The sequence below is a fragment of the Bradyrhizobium sp. USDA 4452 genome (genome assembly GCF_054063575.1).
The window spans coordinates 7,839,143-7,856,529 of sequence record NZ_JBSSGK010000001.1 but is presented as its reverse complement, the minus strand read 5'-3'; the positions used below and the strand labels follow the sequence as shown (position 1 = coordinate 7,856,529).

The window sequence follows — 17,387 nt, the reverse complement described above, 5'->3', positions numbered from 1 at the left end:
GCAATGACGAACTACTGCATCATCAGCGCCACGCGTCCGATCGCCTTGCGCTCGATCAGGAGCCGCATCGCCTTCGCGTAATCCTCCAGCGGCAGCCGGTGTGAGATATTTGGCCGCACCCGGCCCGCCTCGGCCCATTCGCTCAACGCCTTGAACCTGACTTCGCCGAGCGCAGGATCCTTCCGCACCGCCTCGCCGGCGCGAACCCCGAGCACACTCGCGCCCTTGATCATCAACAGATTGGTGCGGGCAAGGCCAATGCCGCCGGTGAAGCCGACGACGAGAATGCGCGCGCCCCAGTTGATGCAGCGCATCGAGTTCTCGAACACTTCGCCGCCGACCGGATCGAACACGACATCGGCGCCGCGGCCGTCGGTGAAGCGCTTCACAGCATCGCGGAACGGCTCGCGCGCGTAGAGCACGAGATGATCCGCGCCGCGTTGCTTGGCGATCGCCAGCTTCTCCTCGGATGAGGCCGCCGCGATCACGGTGGCGCCGAGCAGCTTGCCGATCTCGACCGCGGCAAGCCCGACGCCGCCGCCGGCGCCATGCACCAGCAGGACCTCGCCCGGCTCGATCTGTCCGCGGTCGATCAGCGCGTGATACGCAGTGCCGTGTGCGGCAAGGAAGGTCGCGCCTTCCGCATAGTCGAAGGTCGACGGCACCGGCACGAGCTGCGACGGTGTCGCAACGGTCTCGTCGCAATAGGCGCCGAAGCGCATCTTGACGATCACCTTGTCGCCGACGGCAACCCCGGTTGCGTCATTGACCTCGACGACATCGCCGGCAGCTTCCGAGCCCGGCGTGAACGGCAGCGGCGGCTTGAGCTGGTATTCGCCGGCGGCCATCAGGATGTCTGGGAAATTGATCCCGGCGGCGCGGATGGCGACGCGCACCTGTCCCGGCTGCAAGGACATCGAGGCAAAATTTTCGAGCTGAAGACGCTCGGGCGGGCCGAGCTCTCGGCAAACAACGGCTTTCGGCATCAGGCGGCTCGCGCCTTGAGGCGTGCCAGTGCCTCGCGGATCAGCGGCAGGCGGTCGTTGCCGAAATACATGTCGGTCTTGTCGAGATAGATCGTTGGCGAGCCGAAGCCGCCGCGCGCCATCACCTCATCGGTGTTGGCCTTGAGCTGGTCCTTGATCGCCTGGTCGCCGATGCCGGCGAAGAACTGCGCCGGATCGATCCCGAGCTTGCTGCAGATTTCGGCCAGCACCGCGTCCTGCGAGATGTCCTTGTCGTCACCCCAATAGGCCTCGAACACCGCGCGCGCGAACGGCACCATCTTCTCGTTGCCGAGAAGGATGCAGCCGCGCATCGCCTTGACGCTGTTCACCGGGAACACGGTCGGCGGCATCTTGATCGCTAGCCCAGCCGAGCGCGCCCAGTCGGCCAGATCCTTCTTCATGTAGCGCGCCTTCAGCGGCACCGGCGTCTCGCGCTGCGCGTAGACCGACGGATTGACGGTGTTGAAGATGCCGCCGACCAGGATCGGCCGCCAGCTGATCGGCGCGTCGAACTCTTTCGCCAGCGGCTGGATGTTGTGCCAGGCGAGATAGGTCCACGGGCTGGAGCAGTCGAAGAAGAATTCGATCATGGCGTTTCCTTTTGTTGTAGTTCTCTCTCTTTCGTCATTCCGGGGCGCGCCCCTTGGCGCGAGCCCGGAATCCATACTCACGATGGTGGTTATGGATTCCGGGCTCGTCGCTTCGCGCCGCCCCGGAATGACGACGGTCATTTCTTCTCGACCAGCTCCTTCGCACGCTGGCCGAACATGTTCTTGCGTGACTCCTCGTCGAACGGCTCCTTGACGAATTTTCCGATCGCAAGCCCCGCCTGCACCTGCGGGCGGGCACGCACGGTCGCGTACCAGCGCTTGATGTTCGGGTAGTCGTCGAGGGTGAAGCCCTGCGCCTTGTGGGTCATGGTCCAGGGGAAGCAGGCGATGTCGGCGATTGAATAGTCATCGCCAGCGATATGAGCGCCGGTCCTGCCGAGCTGGCGGTCGAGCACGCCATAGAGCCGCGCCGTCTCGTCTCGGTAGCGCTCGATCGCGTAGGGAATCTTCTCGGCCGCATAGAGCGCGAAATGGCCGTGCTGGCCGAGCATCGGCCCAAGGCCGCCCATCTGCCACATCACCCATTGAATGACGTTCGACCGCGCCCGCAGCTCCCTGGACAGGAAGCGGCCGGTCTTGTCGGCGAGATAGATCAGAATCGCGCCGGTCTCGAACACCGAGAACGGCCCGCCGCCGTCGGCGGGCGCATGGTCGACGATCGCGGGGATGCGGTTGTTCGGGCTGATCACCAGGAATTCCGGGCGGAACTGCTCGCCGGCCCGGATGTTCACCGGGATCACCTGATAGGGCAGCCCCAGCTCCTCCAGCATGATCGAGATCTTCCAGCCGTTCGGCGTCGGCGCGTAGTGCAGGTCGATCATCGGCGTCCACTTCCCCATCACAAAGACTTTTGTTGTTCTGTACCTCCACTCTAGGACATGGCACACAGGCGCTCAATCAGAACCCATCGGGAGGCACCCATGCTGTTTCCAACCACGATCGCAGGCTCCCTGCCGAAGCCGGAATGGCTCGCGGAGCCGAATATGCTGTGGGCGCCCTGGAAATCGCAAGGCGCCGAGCTCGCCCGCGCCAAGCGCGACGCCACGGTGCTAGCGGTCAAGCTGCAGGAAGATGCCGGCGTCGACATCGTCACCGAGGGCGAGCAGGCGCGCCAGCACTTCGTGCACGGTTTTCTGGAGCGGATCGAGGGCATCGACTTCGCCCACAAGGTCGAGATGGGCATCCGCAAGGACCGCTACAAAGCCATGGTGCCGCAGGTGGTCGCGCCGCTGCAGCTCATGGGCCGCGTCCATGAAAGCGAGGCGCGCGCGGCGCGCGCCCACACCAAAAACAAGCTGAAATTCACCCTGCCCGGTCCGATGACCATCATCGACACCATCGCCGACCAATATTACGGCGACCGCGTCAAGATGGCGTTTGCCTTCGCCGAGCTGTTGAACCAGGAAGCCAAGGCGCTGCAGGCCGACGGCGTCGACATGATCCAGTTCGACGAGCCTGCGTTCAATGTCTACATGGATGAGGTGCGCGACTGGGGCATCAAGGCGCTGGAGCGCGCCGCCGAAGGCCTCTCCTGCGCGACTGCTGTGCATATCTGCTACGGCTACGGCATCAAGGCCAACACCGACTGGAAGCAGACGCTCGGCGGCGAATGGCGGCAATATGAAGCGACCTTCCCGGTGATCGACAAGAGCACGATCCAGCAGGTCGCGATCGAGTGCCGCAATTCGAAGGTGCCGATCGAGCTGCTCGCCGCGCTCCCCGGCAAGATCGTGCAGGCCGGCGTGATCGACGTCGCCAGCGACGAGGTCGAGACTGCGGAGAACGTCGTCAAGGTGATCGAGGCGGTCGCGAAACACGTGCCAAAGAGCAACATCATCGCGACCACCAATTGCGGCATGGCCCCGATGCGGCGCGATATCGCCGAAGCCAAGCTGATCGCGCTCGGTAACGGCGCGAAACTGGCGCGACAGCGGCTGGCGTAGGCGCAGCGCGGGCGGCTCAGCCCAAAACAGCCGCCGCGCTCGGATGCAGCACCGCCCGATAGCCGGCCTGGAACGCACGAACGGTCGACGGCGGCGTCAGCAGCATGGCGGGAGCGGTCGCGTCGGCCGGCACGTAGCCGGCGAACGACCAGCGCAAGGTCTTGCCACCGGCAACGAGAAAGCTTTCCCCGTTCGCCTGCACCATCGCGCCATCGGGCAGCTCATCGATCGGCTTCGGCAGCGGATGCAGCCGCTTCTTGCCGCGGTCGAGCCGCTCGGCATGCAGCACCGCATCCATCGCCTTGGCGCTGAGGTCGCTCACGCCGTTGCCCTCCTCCCATGCGGCACGAAACTGCTTGGCGTCGTCGCGGCGGCAGTAGAAGCAGGGCCGGTGCCCGGCCGCGAATGCGGTTGCCTCATCGAGGAAGAACAGCTCGGTCCAGCTCTGCCGGCTCATCACCTTGCGCCGCCGTCCCCTGAACTCGCAGACGCAGGTGAGCCACGCCGGCGACGACCAGCGCCTGTTCAGCAGCGTCCGCGTCGCGGGGTCGTGGATGATGCCGCGATTGCCGGTGAAGGTGCCGCGATGATGGGTAGCGACGATATCGCCAGTCGGGGTGACGCGGTTTTGCAGGGGCATGGTCTTCCTTCCCCTCGCCCCGCTCTTGCGGGGAGAGGGTTGGGGTGAGGGGCGCTTCCGCAAAGATGGTGAAAGTTGAACGCGCGGCGAGTCCCCTCACCCGATCGCTCGGTGATCGACCTCTTCCCGCAAGCGGGGCGAGGTGACTCCTTAAGCCGCCCCATCCCTGATCGGCGGCTGGAACGACAGCGCGGTGTCCCAGGGAAAAAAGATCCAAGTGTCCTGCGACACCTCGGTGATGTAGGTGTCGACCAGCGGCCGGCCCTTCGGCTTGGCATAGACCGTCGCGAAATGTGCATCCGGCAGCATCTCGCGCACCAGCTTGCCGGTCTTGCCGGTATCGACGAGGTCGTCGACGATCAGAAGCCCCTTGCCGGTGCCGCCGCCGAGCTTGGCGGTCTGCTCCGAGATGCCCTTGAGGACCTTCAGGTCGCCCTGCTTGTCGTGGTCGTAGCTGGCGATGCAGACGGTATCGATCACCCGCAAGCCGAGTTCGCGCGCCACGATCGCCGCCGGCACCAGCCCGCCGCGGGTGATCGCGATCACCGCATGGAACGGGCCGACCTCGTTGAGCCGCCAGGTCAGCGCCCGGCAATCCCGGTGGAATTGATCCCACGACACCGGGAACGGCCTGCCGGCCCGATCCTGTGCACTCGATTCAGAATTTCTCTCAACCATGTCGCCTCAACCCGCCGGCTTCTTCTGTGCGGCCTGCACCTGCTTCAACATCTCCTTCACCGCGGCTATGGCGGCGGCGAGCTTCTCCGGATCGCGCGAGCGGACCACCAGATTGGTGTTCGGCTTCTGGTTCTCGTCCTGGAACGGATAGCTGCCGATGATGGTGTCGGGATTGGCTTCCGCGATTGCCCGCAGCGGGCCGCCGATGTCGCCTTCCCGCGCATCGGCGCGGACCGAATCCGACAGCATCCGCACGCCGGACTTCAGGGTCGGCGCCACGATGTCCATCATCGCCTGCATGATGGTGGGGATGCCGGCCATCACGATGACGTTGCCGAGCTTGAAGCCCGGCGCCAGAATGGTCGCGCTCTGGATCAGTTCGGCGCCGTCGGGCACTCGGGCCATCCGCAGCCGCGCCTCGTTGAGGTCCTGCTCGCTCCAGCGCTCCCTGAACCGCGCCACCACATCGGGATGATGGTGGATATCGACCCCGAACGCCTTCGCCACGCTGTCGGCGGTGATGTCGTCATGGGTCGGCCCGATGCCGCCGGTGGTGAACACGTAGGTGTATCTATGCCGCAGCGCATCAAGGGCGGACACGATGTCGGCCTCGTCGTCGGCGACGACGCGGACCTCCTTCAGGTCGATGCCGATATTGGTCAGGTATTCGGCGATGAAGCCGATGTTCTTGTCCTTGGTCCGGCCGGACAGGATCTCGTCGCCGATCACCAATATCCCCGCCGTGACGATCTCGCTCATGGTCTCATTCCTTAAACTTGATCCCCTGACATTGCCGATCCAGTGCCTTGATGTCACGGGGTTTTGCCGCCGAATTAAGCAGACCTCAGCCGGTTTTTCAGGCAGGCCTTCCGCCTTCCCCTTAGCAAATGCCACAAGCCAATGCATATCGCGCTGGCCCGCCCCTTGCTACCATCCCATCAAGTCATGCACTGTGTCACATGGCTCGTGAGGGCTGGCTTGGGAGGGCAGTCGGGATATATGGCAGTCGCGTTCGATGAGATGAACGGCCTCGGCGAGGATCTCCGCCCGGCCTACCACGAGCTCTCCCGCTGGCTCAAAGAGACGCCGCCGGATGCGCTCGAATATCGGCGCCAGGAAGCGGAGCTGCTGTTCCGCCGGATCGGCATCACCTTCGCGGTCTACGGGGATTCCGAGGCCCAGGAACGGCTGATCCCGTTCGACGTCATCCCGCGCATCATGTCGGCCAACGAGTGGACGCTGCTGGAGAAGGGCCTCAAACAGCGCGTGCTCGCGCTCAACATGTTCCTCAAGGACATCTATCACGGCCGCGACATCCTGCGCGCCAACGTCATCCCCGAAGACCTGATCTTCCAGAACCCGGTGTTCCGGCCGGAGATGAACGGCCAGGACGTGCCGCACGACATCTACGTCCACATCGCCGGCATCGACATCATCCGCACCGATCCGGACAATTTCATCGTGCTGGAGGACAATGCGCGCACGCCGTCCGGCGTGTCCTACATGCTGGAAAACCGCGAGATCATGATGCGGCTTTTCCCGGACCTGTTCGCGCGGCACCGCGTCGCCCCGGTCGAGCGCTATCCGGACGAGCTGTTGTCGGCGCTGCGCTCGGTGGCGCCGCACAGCGCCTCGGCTGAACCTACGGTCGCGTTGATGACGCCCGGCGTCTACAACTCGGCCTACTACGAGCACTCGTTCCTGGCCGACAAGCTCGGCATCGAGCTCGTCGAGGGGCGCGACCTCATCGTCAAGAACGACGAGGTGTTCATGCGCACCACGGAGGGGCTGAAACGTGTCGACGTGATCTACCGCCGCGTCGACGACGATTTCCTCGATCCCCTCACCTTCCGTCCGGATTCAGCGCTCGGCGTCCCCGGGCTGATGTCGGCCTATGCCGCCGGCAACATCACGCTCGCCAACGCGGTCGGCACCGGCATCGCCGACGACAAGGCGATCTATTCCTACATGCCGGACATCGTAAAATTCTACCTCAGCGAGGAGCCGATCCTGAAGAACGTGCAGACCTGGCGCTGCCGCGAACCGCAGGACCTGTCCTACGTGCTCGACAACCTTGCCGACCTCGTCGTCAAGGAGGTGCACGGCTCGGGCGGCTACGGCATGCTGATCGGCCCCGCCGCCACCAAGGCGACCATCGAGGCATTCCGCGACAAGCTCAAGCGCGAGCCGGAGGGCTTCATCGCCCAACCGACGCTGGCGCTGTCGACCTGCCCGACCTGCACCGACAAGGGCCTGGCGCCGCGCCATGTCGACCTCCGCCCGTTCGTGCTGACCGGCTCGAGCCAGACCACCATCGTCCCCGGCGGACTGACGCGGGTGGCGCTGAAGGAAGGCTCGCTCGTGGTCAATTCGAGCCAGGGCGGCGGCACCAAGGACACCTGGATACTGAGTGAGTGATTTGAAGCCCAACGCGCTGCGCGAGACCTCCCTCCCCCTGCAAGGGGGAGGGTCGGGGTGGGGGTCGGCCGCATACGCCGAATGGAGAGAGAACCCCCACCCGCCGCTGCGCGTCGACCTCCCCCTTTCAGGGGGAGGTGAAACACGTTTCGTCTTGTAGGGACTATCGCATGCTGTCGCGCACCGCCGAAAACCTGTTCTGGCTGGCCCGTTATGTCGAACGCGCCGAGTATCTCGCGCGCACGATCGACGCCACGCTGCGCGTCACCGCGCTGCCCGCGGCCTATATCGGCAAGACCAATGAGTGGGACTCCGCGCTGCTCACCGCCGGCGTCGGCGCGGCGTTCTACGACCATTACGAAGAAGCCAACGAGCGAAACGTCGTCGAGTATCTGTCCTTTTCGTCGGAGAATCCCTCCTCGATCAAGAACTGCATCGAGGCTGCGCGGCTCAATTCGCGCTCGGTGCGCACCGCGCTGACGTCGGAGATGTGGGACACCATCAATTCGTCGTGGATCGAGCTGCAGGCTGTCTGGAACAAGGGTCCCGCCAATCGCGAGGAGCTGGCGAAGTTCCTGCGCTTCGTGCAGGAGACCTCGCTGCGCTTCGACGGTTCGGCGTACCGCACCATGCTGCGCAACGACGCCTACTGGTTCTCGCGGCTCGGCGTGCATCTCGAGCGCGCCGACAACACCGCCCGCATTCTCGATGTGAAGTATCACGTGCTGCTGCCCGAGGAAGAGCATGTCGGCGGCCCACTGGACTACTACCAGTGGACCTCGATCCTGCGCTCGGTGTCGGCGACGACCGCCTATCACTGGGTGTACCGGGAAACCCTGAAGCCGTGGCTGATCGCCGACCTGCTGATCCTCAACGACACCCTGCCGCGGTCGCTCGCCAGCTGCTACAGCAACCTGGTGCGCAATCTGGACCAGATCGGCGTCGCCTATGGCCGCCAGGGCGCCGCCCAGCGCCACGCCCGTGGCATCCGGAACCGGCTCGAGCACAGCCATATGGACGATATCTTTCAGCACGGCGTGCACGAATTCATCCAGGAATTCATCGCGGACAATTCCCGGCTGGGTGAGATCATCACCAAGCAGTATCTGATCTGACCGATACGGCCGAAAACGTGCTCAAATTGTCGTCATGGCGGGCTTCACGCCGGCCATGGATGTCTTGCTTTCGCGGCCGATTAGGACGAAAGACGTGATGCCCGGCATGAGGCCGGGCATGACGTTCCTGCCCCAAAAAGACCGACTGAACGCGGTTGAGCCATGCGCCTGCGGATAGCCCACACCACCACCTATCGCTACGAGCCGGCGGCCTCGGGCGTGATCCAGATTCTGCGGATGACGCCGGGCAGCCATGACGGCCAGTATGTCGCGGATTGGCAGATCGACGTCTCGACCGATTCCCGGCTCGACATCCATGAGGACGCGTTCGGCAACGTCACCCACGTGCTGACGCATGGCTCGATCACCGACCTCACCATCCATTGCGAAGGTCTGGTCGAGACCCAGGACACCGGGGGCGTGCTGAAAGGCAGCGACGAGCGGTTTCCGCCGAGCCTGTTCCTGCGCCCCACGCCGCTGACCGACCTCAACCCGGCGATGACGAGCTTGGTGCGCGAGCTGCGCGCGGAAGCAGGTAGCGACGTGCTCGGCTTCCTGCACGCGCTGATGGTGCAGATCTACGAGCACATGAGCTTCGACGAAGACCCGACCAACAGCGCCACCTCGGCCTCCGAGGCGTTCGCGCTGAAGCGCGGGGTCTGCCAGGACTACGCGCACATCCTGATCGCCTGCGCGCGCGCCGGCGGCGTTCCGGCGCGGTTCGTCTCCGGCCACTTCCTGCGCTCCGACGGCATGGTCAACCAGCAGGCCGGCCACGCCTGGGCCGAGGCCTTCGTGCCGGATTTGGGCTGGGTCGGCTTCGACGCCGCCAACGGCATCTGCACCACCGATGCCCATGCCCGCGTCGCGATCGGCCTCGACTATCTCGGCGCCGCCCCGGTCCGCGGCACCCGCTATGGCGGCGGCAACGAGACGCTGACCGTCGCGGTCAAGGTTGACCAGGCCGGCCGCCCCGGGCAGTGGCAGAGCCAGTCGCAGTCGTAAGGCTGCCCCCTCTTCGCATCTGTCATTGCGAGCGCAGCGAAGCAATCCATCTGACCGCTTTCGGAGGCATGGATTGCTTCGTCGCTTCGCTCCTCGCAATGACGGCGGGGGTGCTATGATGGCTGCTTCAACAAGACCAGCGAGACAACTCATGGCCACCGTAAAGCTGCTTTCCGACGACGAGCTCTCGACTGAGGCCCGCGCCGTCTTCGACGACATCCGCAAGACGCGGAACTCGGACTTCGTCAACAATTTCTGGCGCGCGCTCGCGCATGATCCGAAGACGCTGCGGCGGACCTGGGAGAGCATCAAGGAGGTGATGGCCCCCGGCGCGCTCGACCCGAAGGTCAAGGAGATGCTCTATGTCGCGGTCTCTGTTGCGCATGGCTGCAGCTACTGCATTCATTCGCACACCGCGAGCGCACGCGCCAAGGGCATGACCGACGCCGAATATCACGAAATGCTGGCGATCGTCGGCATGGCCGCCGAGACCAACCGGCTGGTCACCGCACTCGGCGTGCCGGTCGACGATGCGTTCCTCGTCGGCGCACCGGCGGGAGGTAAGCAGGAGCCGTAACAGCCTGGGCTCTCCGCTGCATCGCGGTCACTTGTCCAGCCAGACATCCTCGAAGCGCAGATTGTTGTACTGGCTGTTGTCGTGCGGATGAAAATTCCTCACATAAGGCTGCCAGCAATTGCCCGCCGATGAGTGCAGGATGACAGGCCGCGCCGCGTCCTCGACAAGCAGGCGCTCGATGTCGAACACGATGTTGCGGCGCTTGTCCTTGTCGACCTCACGCGACTGCGCGGCGAGCAGCCTGTCGACCTCGGCATTGCAATACTGGGTGTAGTTGCGCTCGGAGTTGCAGGAGTAGTTCTCGACCAGGTTGCCGTCGGGATCGTCGACACTGACGCCGGTGACATTGAGGCCGATCGTGTAATCCTTGCGCTGCAGCCGCGAGTACCAGCGCGGCGTATCGAGGATATCGAGCTCGGCTGTGATGTAGATCTTCTTGAGCTGGTCGGCGAGGATCACGGCCGGGTCGCGATAGGTCGGCAAATTGCGGGTCTGGATCTTGATCGACAGCGGCTTGGCGTCGCTGTAGCCGAGCTTCTGCATGATCGCCTGGGCATCCGCGAGGTTCTTCCCGGTGTCGGGTCCGTAACCCATCAGCGTCGACAGGATCTCCGGCGGCATGCCCCACTCGCCTTCGGGCCTCGCCTGCATCGCGCCGCCGAGCCGTCCGGTGCCCTCGAACAGGATACTGTTGAAGGCATTGCGATCCAGCGCCAGCGACATCGCCTTGCGAATCTCGGGATTGTCGAACGGCGGATTGACGCGATTGACCAAGAGATTGATCTGCAGATTGGTCGAGGTCATCTCGCAGATCGCGTTCGGCGCCCGCGCCTTGACGTCCTTCATCAGGGGAATGCTGACGTCGGACGGAAAGGTGATGTCATAGTCGCCGGTCGCGAACGCCAGCATGCGCGTGGCGCGACTGTCGATCGAGCGCACCGTGATCTCGTCGAGATACGGCCGGTCCTTCTTGAAGTAATCGGGGTTGCGCACCAGGCGGATCGAATCCCCGCGGCGGAATTCGACGAATTTGAACGGCCCGGTGCCGACCGGCTTGGTGCGCATCACCTGCTGCGGCACGTGGCAGGGATAGACCACCGAGAAGGCGCTGGCGAGCAGCGCCGGCAGCCCGGGCTGCGGCTCGGTCAGTTCGAAGGTCGCCTCGTCGTCGCCATTGATGCTGACGTCCTTGAGCTTCGAATACCAGACCTTGCGCGGGTTGCGCTTGAAGTCCTGGGTTTTGGAGTCTTGGGTCTCGCTCTTGCCGATCAGCATCCGCCAGGTGCATTGCACGTCCCTGGCGGTGAACGGCTGGCCGTCATGCCATTTCACGCCGTGATGCAGCTTGAAGGTGAGCTTTGTGTTGGTGGAATCCCAGGTCCAGCTCTCGGCGAGATCAGGGATCACGGTGTCGATCGATTCGTGCACCTTGGCCGGATCGAACACCACGAGGTTGTTGAAGACCGCCGCGAACGGCATCACCGAGGCGATGGTGGATTCCTCGAGCAGCGAGGTCGAAGGCGGATTGTCGTTGTGATAGAGCCGGAGCGTGCCTCCCTTCTTCTGCGCCGATGCAGGGCTCGCGGCCATCACGGCTGCGCCCAAGGCCATGATGCACGTAGCCAGTCTGAATGACATTCTCGCCTCCCGGAATCCTTGTTGTTCTTGTCGATTGCAGGCAGTCGACCACAACGCCATCGGCCTCGCAATGACAGGAGGCAGATCATTGCCCGCTGCGCGCAACACAGAACGGGGCCGGGCAAGCACGGGCGGCTGGCGGTGGAACAGGGCCTGACACGGACCGCCGCCGGCCCACTTTTGACGGGCCATCGCATGTCCCGTCACGGGGAATTGGGGTTGGATGCGACCTCGAAATTGGCTACACGTTTGGCGCCGAGAAACCCGGACCGTTTGAGGGCTGGAAATGACCTATTGCTGCGGAATTCTGGTGCGCGACGGCCTCGTCATGATCGCCGATACCCGCACCAATGCCGGCCTCGACAACGTTTCGACCTTCCGCAAGCTGCACATCTTCGAAAAGCCCGGCGACCGCATCATGGCGATCGCCAGCGCGGGGAATCTCGCGATCAGCCAGTCGGTGCTGTCGACCCTGACCGAGGGCATGGAAGATCCGCACACCGGCGAGCTCGAGACGCTGATGAACGCGCCGACCATGTTCCAGGCGGCGCAGCGGATCGGCCGCGCCATCCGCTCCGTGCATGCCACCGAGGGCGATGCGCTGCGCTCCGAGGACATCTCGTTCGATGTCTCGTTCCTGTTCGGCGGCCAGATCAAGGGCTCGCGGATGCGCCTGTTCATGGTCTACACCGCCGGCAACTTCATCGAGTGCACCACCGACACGCCGTATTTGCAGATCGGCGAGCACAAATACGGCAAGCCGGTGCTCGATCGCGCCATGCATTACGACGTCGAGCTCTACGAGGCGCTCAAGACCGGGCTGATCTCGATGGATTCGACGATGCGTTCCAATCTCGGCGTCGGCCTGCCGATCGACGTGCTGGTGGTCCGCACCGACGCCTGCGAGGCCGATCTCAACCACCGCATCGAGGCCGGCGAGCCCTATTTCCACGATTTGCGCTCGCGCTGGTCGGCGGCGCTGCGCGCGGCGCACCAGAACATTCCGCGCCCACCCTACAAGAACGAAACCGAAGCAAAAACCAAGTAAGAGGAAACTCGGATGACCGAAGCAACCAGCAAGATCGCACTCGTCACCGGCGCCGGCACCGGTGTCGGCCGCGCGGCATCGCTCGCTTTGATGGACAAGGGCTACACCGTGGTGCTCGCCGGCCGCCGCATCGAGATGCTGGAGGAGACCGCCAAGCTCGGCCCCGCCGGCAAGAGCCTGTGCGTCTCGGCCGACATGGCCAATCCGGCCGCGATCGCCGCGCTGTTCGACAAGGTCAAGGCGACCTACGGCCGGCTCGACGTTCTCTTCAACAATGCCGGCATGGGCGCGCCGCCGGTGCATTTCGAGGATTTGCCGCTCGAGCAGTGGCAGGCCGTGGTCAACACCAACCTCACCGCGCCGTTCCTGTGCACCCAGCACGCCTTCCGCATCATGAAGGACCAGACCCCGCGCGGCGGCCGCATCATCAACAACGGCTCGATCTCGGCGCATGCGCCGCGGCCGTTCTCGGCGGCCTACACCTCGACCAAGCACGCCATCACCGGCCTCACCAAAGCCTCCAACCTCGACGGCCGCATGTATGACATCGCGGTCGGCCAGGTCGACATCGGCAACGCCGCGACGCCGATGACCGATCGCATGGTCAACGGCCCCGGCGTGCTGCAGCCGGACGGCACCACCAAGCACGAGCCGCGCATGGACGCCAAGGCGGTCGGCGACGCCGTCGCCTACATGGCCGGCCTGCCGCTCGACGCCAACGTGCTGTTCATGACCGTCATGGCGACCAAGATGCCGTTCGTCGGCCGGGGCTGATCTTCGTATTCGGCATGGCCGGGCCCGTCCTGGCCATCGCCTCGCAGGCGGGGCGCCGCCAAAATATCGAAAACAACCCCATGCACAGTAGCCGGCGGCTGGCCGCGTCCAACACGGCCACTTGACACGTCGGGCAACTCAGGGGTATTTTTCCATTATTCCGAAATTCCGCGTGCCGGGGAACTGAAGCGGTGCCAAACGCACCTCCGTGGTGATGCGTCCTAGCAACGAATAGGAGGCGACATGCGGGGACTGCGCGTCACGTTGTTCATCCTAATCGTCCCCACCGCCATCTGCATGGTCATCCTGGTGACCCTGCACAACCGATTGAGCAACGACATGCGGGGTTGGATGTGGCTGGGGCTAATCGGCCTATGGGCAGAAGCTGCTCTACATGCCTTCGTGGACTGGGTTAGGCGCGAACCAGACAGGTGAGTGGCAATAGCCTTAGAGCAAAATGTTTCGCTGGGCATGCGAAGTGAAACATCACCTCTCCATGAGGACGGCGAGAGATGGCTTGCGGAGAGTCCTCCGTCACCCGAATCACATCTCGCTTCGCTGCATGTGATCCGACCTCTCCCCGCAGTGAGAAACTTCTACTCCAGCTTCTCAACGTCCCGCAGCGTCGGGAACAGCTTCATCCAGAGCAGCGCGATCGCAACCGTGGCGACGCCGCCGAGCACGGCTGACGGCACGGCGCCGAGCAATGCGGCGGTGACGCCGCTCTCGAACTGGCCGAGTTGGTTGGAGGCGTTGATGAACAGGAAGTTCACCGCGCCGACGCGGCCGCGCATCTCGTCGGGCGTCGCCAGCTGCACCAGCGAGAAGCGGATCACGACGCTGATCGTGTCGGCGGCGCCGAGCACTGCCAATGCGAAGGCCGACAGCCACATCCAGTGCGACAGCGCAAACACCACGGTCGCGACGCCGAACACGATCACCGCCTGGAACATGCGTAATCCCACGCGGCGGTTGATGGTGTGCCGCGCCAGCACCATGGTCATCAAGAGCGCGCCGACCGCAGGCGCGGCGCGCAGGATGCCAAGGCCAAGCGGGCCGGTTTGCAGGATGTCGCGCGCATAGATCGGCAGCAGCGCGGTGACGCCGCCGAACAGCACCGCGAACAGATCGAGCGAGATGGTGCCGAGGATCGCCGGATTGCTGCGCACAAAAGTGACGCCGGCAAACAGGTCATCCGACACCTCGCCGTTCTTCGCTGCCGCCTGCTGCAAGCGGCCGATTCCGCCGGTGAGCAGCGCGCCGAACAGCCAGAACACCATCATGATGGCGTAGGGCGCGCTCGGCATCAGCGCATAGGCAAAGCCGCCGAGCGCGGGTCCGGTGATGGTCGCAACCTGCGCCGCGCCGCTCGAGATCGCGGTCGCGCGCTGCAACGATCCTTGCGGCGCGATCAGCGGCAACAGCGCGGCGGTCGCCGGGCTTTCGAACGCACCGGCGATCCCCAGCACGAAGGTCGCGACGAAGATCTGGATCTCGGAAATGGTGCCGGCAAATGTGCTTCCGGCGAGAAACAAAGCGGTCAGCGCTTCCGCCACCTGGCAGGCCTGCACCACGCGCTTGCGCTCGAAGCGGTCGGCAGCATGGCCTGCGACGAACACCAGGAGCGCCGTCGGCAGGAACTGGATCAGACCGACCATGCCGAGCTCGAACGCGCTGCCGGTCAGGTCATAGATCTGCCATCCGATCGCGACCGCGCCGATCTGGCTGGAGAAGCGCGACAGGCTGCGCGACGACAGGAAGAACAGGAACGGTCTGTGACCGAGCAGATCGCGGGCGCCGGCCGGCATGGCGGAGGACATGCACGATTGCGTGGCTGAGCCCCTGCAACTTGTCAATGGATTCGGGATCAACGCGCAACAGCATTGCGCTGCGCGAAGCCCCTGCCATAATCCGTTGAGGTTCTTGGGGGCGTGATGCTGCAGTTGCAATCGGCGTTCGGCGTGGTGGCGTTGCTGGTGATCGCCTGGGCGTTGAGCGAGAATCATCGGATGGTGTCGTTGCGGCAGGCGGCGATCGGGCTCGGCGTCACGGTCGTCACCGCACTGGTGCTGATCAAGGTGCCGCTGGTGACGCAGGCGTTCGGCGCGATCAACGATGCCGTCGGCACCATCGCAGCGGCGACGCGCGCCGGCACCGCCTTCGTGTTCGGTTATGTCGGCGGCGGCCCGGCACCGTTCGATCCGAAGGCGCCGGGCTCGGATTTCATCCTCGCCTTCCAGGCGCTGCCGATCGTGCTCGTGATGAGCGTGCTGACGACGCTGCTGTTCTATTGGCGCGTGCTGCCGCCTGTGGTGCGCGGCATGGCCTGGATCCTGGAGCGCACGCTCGGCGTCGGCGGCGCGGTCGGGCTCTCGACCGCAGCCAATATCTTCCTCGGCATGGTGGAAGCGCCGCTGTTCATCCGCCCCTATCTGGGTCAGCTCACCCGCAGCGAATTGTTTCTGGTGATGACCGGCGGCATGGCCGGAATTGCCGGCACCGTGCTGGTGCTGTACGCGACGCTGCTGGCGCCGCTGATCCCGGATGCCGCCGCGCATTTCGTCATCGCCTCGGTGCTGGGTGCGCCGGCCGCCATTCTGGTCAGCCTGATCATGGTGCCGGAGACATCCGACAAGCGTACCGGCGGATCGCTCGAGGATCCCGATGTCCAGGTGTCGTCGACGATGGACGCGATCGTGAAGGGCACCGCCGCGGGGCTCGAGCTCTTGATGAACATCATCGCGATGCTCTTGGTGCTGGTCGCCCTGGTCTATCTCGCGAACAAGATCATCGGGCTATTGCCGGAGATCGGCGGCGCGAAGATCTCGCTGCAACGGCTGCTCGGCTACCTGATGGCGCCGGTGTGCTGGCTGATGGGGCTGCCGTGGCCGCAGGCGATCACGGCGGGAAGCCTGATGGGCACCAAGACCGTGCTGAACGAGTTGATCGCCTATGTCGATTTGTCGAAGCTCGGCCCCGACGCGCTCGATCCGCGCTCGCGGCTGATCATGCTCTACGCGATGTGCGGCTTTGCCAATTTCGCGAGCCTCGGCATCATGATCGGCGGCCTCGGCATCATGGCGCCCGGACGGCGCGACGAAATCAACGAGCTCGGCCTGAAGTCGATTGTGTCAGGGACGCTGACGACGTGCCTGATGGGCGCGATCGTGGGGATGCTGACGTAGCCGTAGCCCGGATGGAGCAAAGCGCAATCCGGGGCGGTGCTGACCGTGTGCGTGAATCCCGGATTTCGCTTCGCTACATCCGGGCTACGATACGTTTTCTTCGTCATTCCGGGGCGGCGCCAACGGGTCGCGCGAACGCGCGCCCCGGAATGACAGAAAGCTACGCCTTCAACTCCACCGTCTTGAACTCGGCCGGCAGGATCACCTCCAGCAGTTCGACGTCGTCGGAATAATCCAAAATCATGTGCCGGATGCGCGGCGGCTGGGTCCAGGCGCTGCCTTCTCGCATCAGCGTCTCGCCTTCGCCTTCCATGTAGGTCTTCACCCAGCCCTTGAGCACATAAACCATCTGGAAGTCGACGTCGTGGAAGTGCAGCTTCGAGACTTCATCCGGATTGCACGGTCCCTGCAGCCGGATGACATGCGCCTGCGCGAGGCCATGAGAGGCTGCGGCGATACCGAGGTCGCGGTACTTGGCGTAGGCACGCAGCCCGTCGGCCTTGAAATCCTCTTCGCGGTGATGGCTGATCGCGACGCGCTGCTTCGGCCGCGCCTTGGTTGTCGCCTTGGTTGCCGCCTTGGCCGCGCTCTTCCTGGCCGCCGAAACGCGGCCTTTCGACTTGATGGTCTTGCGCGCGGACGATTTTTTTTTGGCGCCGGCGCCAAGCCCCGACCATTTCTTCTTCACCGCGGTCTTGGCTGCGGATCTCGATGCCGTCTTCTTGGCCATTGTTCGCCTCCCGTCTTC

At 64.4% G+C, this 17,387-nt stretch carries 17 protein-coding genes; 8 read left to right on the top strand and 9 right to left on the bottom strand.

Features of this window, described 5'->3' with window-relative positions; translation table 11 throughout:
• Positions 1 to 11: 11 nt before the first annotated feature.
• The 3 genes from ACVISU_RS37055 to ACVISU_RS37045 all read right to left on the bottom strand — a co-directional run bounded on the left by ACVISU_RS37055 (position 12) and on the right by ACVISU_RS37045 (position 2,439).
• Positions 12 to 986: an NADPH:quinone oxidoreductase family protein gene (locus ACVISU_RS37055; protein ID WP_456710263.1), complete on the bottom strand. Its 975-nt coding sequence runs from the start codon at positions 984 to 986 to the stop codon at positions 12 to 14.
• On the bottom strand, positions 986 to 1,597 hold the full coding sequence (locus tag ACVISU_RS37050; protein ID WP_050406383.1) for a 2-hydroxychromene-2-carboxylate isomerase: 612 nt from the start codon (positions 1,595 to 1,597) through the stop codon (positions 986 to 988). The genes ACVISU_RS37055 and ACVISU_RS37050 overlap by 1 nt, the downstream gene beginning before the upstream one ends.
• A gap of 137 nt (positions 1,598 to 1,734) precedes the next feature.
• Complete coding sequence (locus tag ACVISU_RS37045; protein WP_456710262.1) at positions 1,735 to 2,439, bottom strand: glutathione binding-like protein; 705 nt, start codon at positions 2,437 to 2,439, stop codon at positions 1,735 to 1,737.
• A gap of 99 nt (positions 2,440 to 2,538) precedes the next feature.
• Here ACVISU_RS37045 and ACVISU_RS37040 point away from each other — a divergent pair, with 99 nt between their 5' ends.
• Positions 2,539 to 3,561, top strand: coding sequence for a methionine synthase (locus tag ACVISU_RS37040; RefSeq protein WP_456710261.1), 1,023 nt, complete (start codon positions 2,539 to 2,541; stop codon positions 3,559 to 3,561).
• Between the two features lie 16 nt (positions 3,562 to 3,577).
• On the opposite strand, the gene ACVISU_RS37035 is transcribed toward ACVISU_RS37040, so the two are convergent.
• From ACVISU_RS37035 to ACVISU_RS37025, 3 genes are all read right to left on the bottom strand, one after another.
• The gene (locus tag ACVISU_RS37035; protein ID WP_456710260.1) at positions 3,578 to 4,201 is read right to left on the bottom strand and encodes a hypothetical protein; all 624 of its coding nucleotides are present in this window, start codon (positions 4,199 to 4,201) and stop codon (positions 3,578 to 3,580) included.
• Positions 4,202 to 4,351: 150 nt separating this feature from the next.
• Positions 4,352 to 4,879 carry a xanthine phosphoribosyltransferase gene (gene gpt / locus ACVISU_RS37030; protein WP_050406380.1) on the bottom strand — a complete coding sequence of 176 codons (528 nt, stop codon included), beginning with the start codon at positions 4,877 to 4,879 and terminating at the stop codon, positions 4,352 to 4,354.
• Positions 4,880 to 4,885: 6 nt separating this feature from the next.
• Positions 4,886 to 5,638: a competence/damage-inducible protein A gene (locus tag ACVISU_RS37025; protein ID WP_456710259.1), complete on the bottom strand. Its 753-nt coding sequence runs from the start codon at positions 5,636 to 5,638 to the stop codon at positions 4,886 to 4,888.
• A 240-nt stretch (positions 5,639 to 5,878) separates the two neighbouring features.
• Here ACVISU_RS37025 and ACVISU_RS37020 point away from each other — a divergent pair, with 240 nt between their 5' ends.
• From ACVISU_RS37020 to ACVISU_RS37005, 4 genes are all read left to right on the top strand, one after another.
• Positions 5,879 to 7,297 (top strand): circularly permuted type 2 ATP-grasp protein, encoded by a 1,419-nt coding sequence (locus ACVISU_RS37020; RefSeq protein ID WP_456710258.1) that lies wholly within the window; start codon positions 5,879 to 5,881, stop codon positions 7,295 to 7,297.
• Between the two features lie 170 nt (positions 7,298 to 7,467).
• Positions 7,468 to 8,412 carry an alpha-E domain-containing protein gene (locus ACVISU_RS37015; protein ID WP_050406377.1) on the top strand — a complete coding sequence of 315 codons (945 nt, stop codon included), beginning with the start codon at positions 7,468 to 7,470 and terminating at the stop codon, positions 8,410 to 8,412.
• 162 nt (positions 8,413 to 8,574) lie between these two features.
• The gene (locus tag ACVISU_RS37010) at positions 8,575 to 9,417 is read left to right on the top strand and encodes a transglutaminase family protein (RefSeq protein ID WP_050406376.1); all 843 of its coding nucleotides are present in this window, start codon (positions 8,575 to 8,577) and stop codon (positions 9,415 to 9,417) included.
• A 151-nt stretch (positions 9,418 to 9,568) separates the two neighbouring features.
• Complete coding sequence (locus ACVISU_RS37005; RefSeq protein WP_456710257.1) at positions 9,569 to 9,994, top strand: carboxymuconolactone decarboxylase family protein; 426 nt, start codon at positions 9,569 to 9,571, stop codon at positions 9,992 to 9,994.
• Between the two features lie 27 nt (positions 9,995 to 10,021).
• Here the strand turns inward: ACVISU_RS37005 and ACVISU_RS37000 are convergent, their stop codons facing one another.
• Positions 10,022 to 11,632 (bottom strand): ABC transporter substrate-binding protein, encoded by a 1,611-nt coding sequence (locus ACVISU_RS37000; protein ID WP_456710256.1) that lies wholly within the window; start codon positions 11,630 to 11,632, stop codon positions 10,022 to 10,024.
• A gap of 286 nt (positions 11,633 to 11,918) precedes the next feature.
• On the opposite strand from ACVISU_RS37000, the gene ACVISU_RS36995 reads away from it, so the two are divergent.
• Both ACVISU_RS36995 and ACVISU_RS36990 read left to right on the top strand, forming a co-directional pair.
• Entirely contained in the window at positions 11,919 to 12,680 is a 762-nt protein-coding gene (locus ACVISU_RS36995; protein ID WP_050406373.1) for a proteasome-type protease, read from the top strand.
• Between the two features lie 12 nt (positions 12,681 to 12,692).
• Positions 12,693 to 13,454, top strand: coding sequence for an SDR family oxidoreductase (locus tag ACVISU_RS36990; protein ID WP_050406372.1), 762 nt, complete (start codon positions 12,693 to 12,695; stop codon positions 13,452 to 13,454).
• A gap of 596 nt (positions 13,455 to 14,050) precedes the next feature.
• On the opposite strand, the gene ACVISU_RS36985 is transcribed toward ACVISU_RS36990, so the two are convergent.
• The gene (locus ACVISU_RS36985) at positions 14,051 to 15,274 is read right to left on the bottom strand and encodes an MFS transporter (RefSeq protein WP_456710255.1); all 1,224 of its coding nucleotides are present in this window, start codon (positions 15,272 to 15,274) and stop codon (positions 14,051 to 14,053) included.
• A 114-nt stretch (positions 15,275 to 15,388) separates the two neighbouring features.
• On the opposite strand from ACVISU_RS36985, the gene ACVISU_RS36980 reads away from it, so the two are divergent.
• Positions 15,389 to 16,639 (top strand): NupC/NupG family nucleoside CNT transporter, encoded by a 1,251-nt coding sequence (locus ACVISU_RS36980; protein WP_456710254.1) that lies wholly within the window; start codon positions 15,389 to 15,391, stop codon positions 16,637 to 16,639.
• 160 nt (positions 16,640 to 16,799) lie between these two features.
• On the opposite strand, the gene ACVISU_RS36975 is transcribed toward ACVISU_RS36980, so the two are convergent.
• Positions 16,800 to 17,369 carry a cupin domain-containing protein gene (locus tag ACVISU_RS36975; protein WP_456710253.1) on the bottom strand — a complete coding sequence of 190 codons (570 nt, stop codon included), beginning with the start codon at positions 17,367 to 17,369 and terminating at the stop codon, positions 16,800 to 16,802.
• Between the last annotated feature and the right edge of the window lie 18 nt (positions 17,370 to 17,387).

Bases quoted from the DNA above. Each gene is read 5' to 3' on its own strand.
- ACVISU_RS37055 (WP_456710263.1), bottom strand. From the start codon at position 986: ATGCCGAAAGCCGTTGTTTGCCGAGAGCTCGGCCCGCCCGAGCGTCTT.
- ACVISU_RS37050 (WP_050406383.1), bottom strand. From the start codon at position 1,597: ATGATCGAATTCTTCTTCGACTGCTCCAGCCCGTGGACCTATCTCGCC.
- ACVISU_RS37045 (WP_456710262.1), bottom strand. From the start codon at position 2,439: ATGATCGACCTGCACTACGCGCCGACGCCGAACGGCTGGAAGATCTCG.
- ACVISU_RS37040 (WP_456710261.1), top strand. From the start codon at position 2,539: ATGCTGTTTCCAACCACGATCGCAGGCTCCCTGCCGAAGCCGGAATGG.
- ACVISU_RS37035 (WP_456710260.1), bottom strand. From the start codon at position 4,201: ATGCCCCTGCAAAACCGCGTCACCCCGACTGGCGATATCGTCGCTACC.
- gpt (WP_050406380.1), bottom strand. From the start codon at position 4,879: ATGGTTGAGAGAAATTCTGAATCGAGTGCACAGGATCGGGCCGGCAGG.
- ACVISU_RS37025 (WP_456710259.1), bottom strand. From the start codon at position 5,638: ATGAGCGAGATCGTCACGGCGGGGATATTGGTGATCGGCGACGAGATC.
- ACVISU_RS37020 (WP_456710258.1), top strand. From the start codon at position 5,879: ATGGCAGTCGCGTTCGATGAGATGAACGGCCTCGGCGAGGATCTCCGC.
- ACVISU_RS37015 (WP_050406377.1), top strand. From the start codon at position 7,468: ATGCTGTCGCGCACCGCCGAAAACCTGTTCTGGCTGGCCCGTTATGTC.
- ACVISU_RS37010 (WP_050406376.1), top strand. From the start codon at position 8,575: ATGCGCCTGCGGATAGCCCACACCACCACCTATCGCTACGAGCCGGCG.
- ACVISU_RS37005 (WP_456710257.1), top strand. From the start codon at position 9,569: ATGGCCACCGTAAAGCTGCTTTCCGACGACGAGCTCTCGACTGAGGCC.
- ACVISU_RS37000 (WP_456710256.1), bottom strand. From the start codon at position 11,632: ATGTCATTCAGACTGGCTACGTGCATCATGGCCTTGGGCGCAGCCGTG.
- ACVISU_RS36995 (WP_050406373.1), top strand. From the start codon at position 11,919: ATGACCTATTGCTGCGGAATTCTGGTGCGCGACGGCCTCGTCATGATC.
- ACVISU_RS36990 (WP_050406372.1), top strand. From the start codon at position 12,693: ATGACCGAAGCAACCAGCAAGATCGCACTCGTCACCGGCGCCGGCACC.
- ACVISU_RS36985 (WP_456710255.1), bottom strand. From the start codon at position 15,274: ATGTCCTCCGCCATGCCGGCCGGCGCCCGCGATCTGCTCGGTCACAGA.
- ACVISU_RS36980 (WP_456710254.1), top strand. From the start codon at position 15,389: ATGCTGCAGTTGCAATCGGCGTTCGGCGTGGTGGCGTTGCTGGTGATC.
- ACVISU_RS36975 (WP_456710253.1), bottom strand. From the start codon at position 17,369: ATGGCCAAGAAGACGGCATCGAGATCCGCAGCCAAGACCGCGGTGAAG.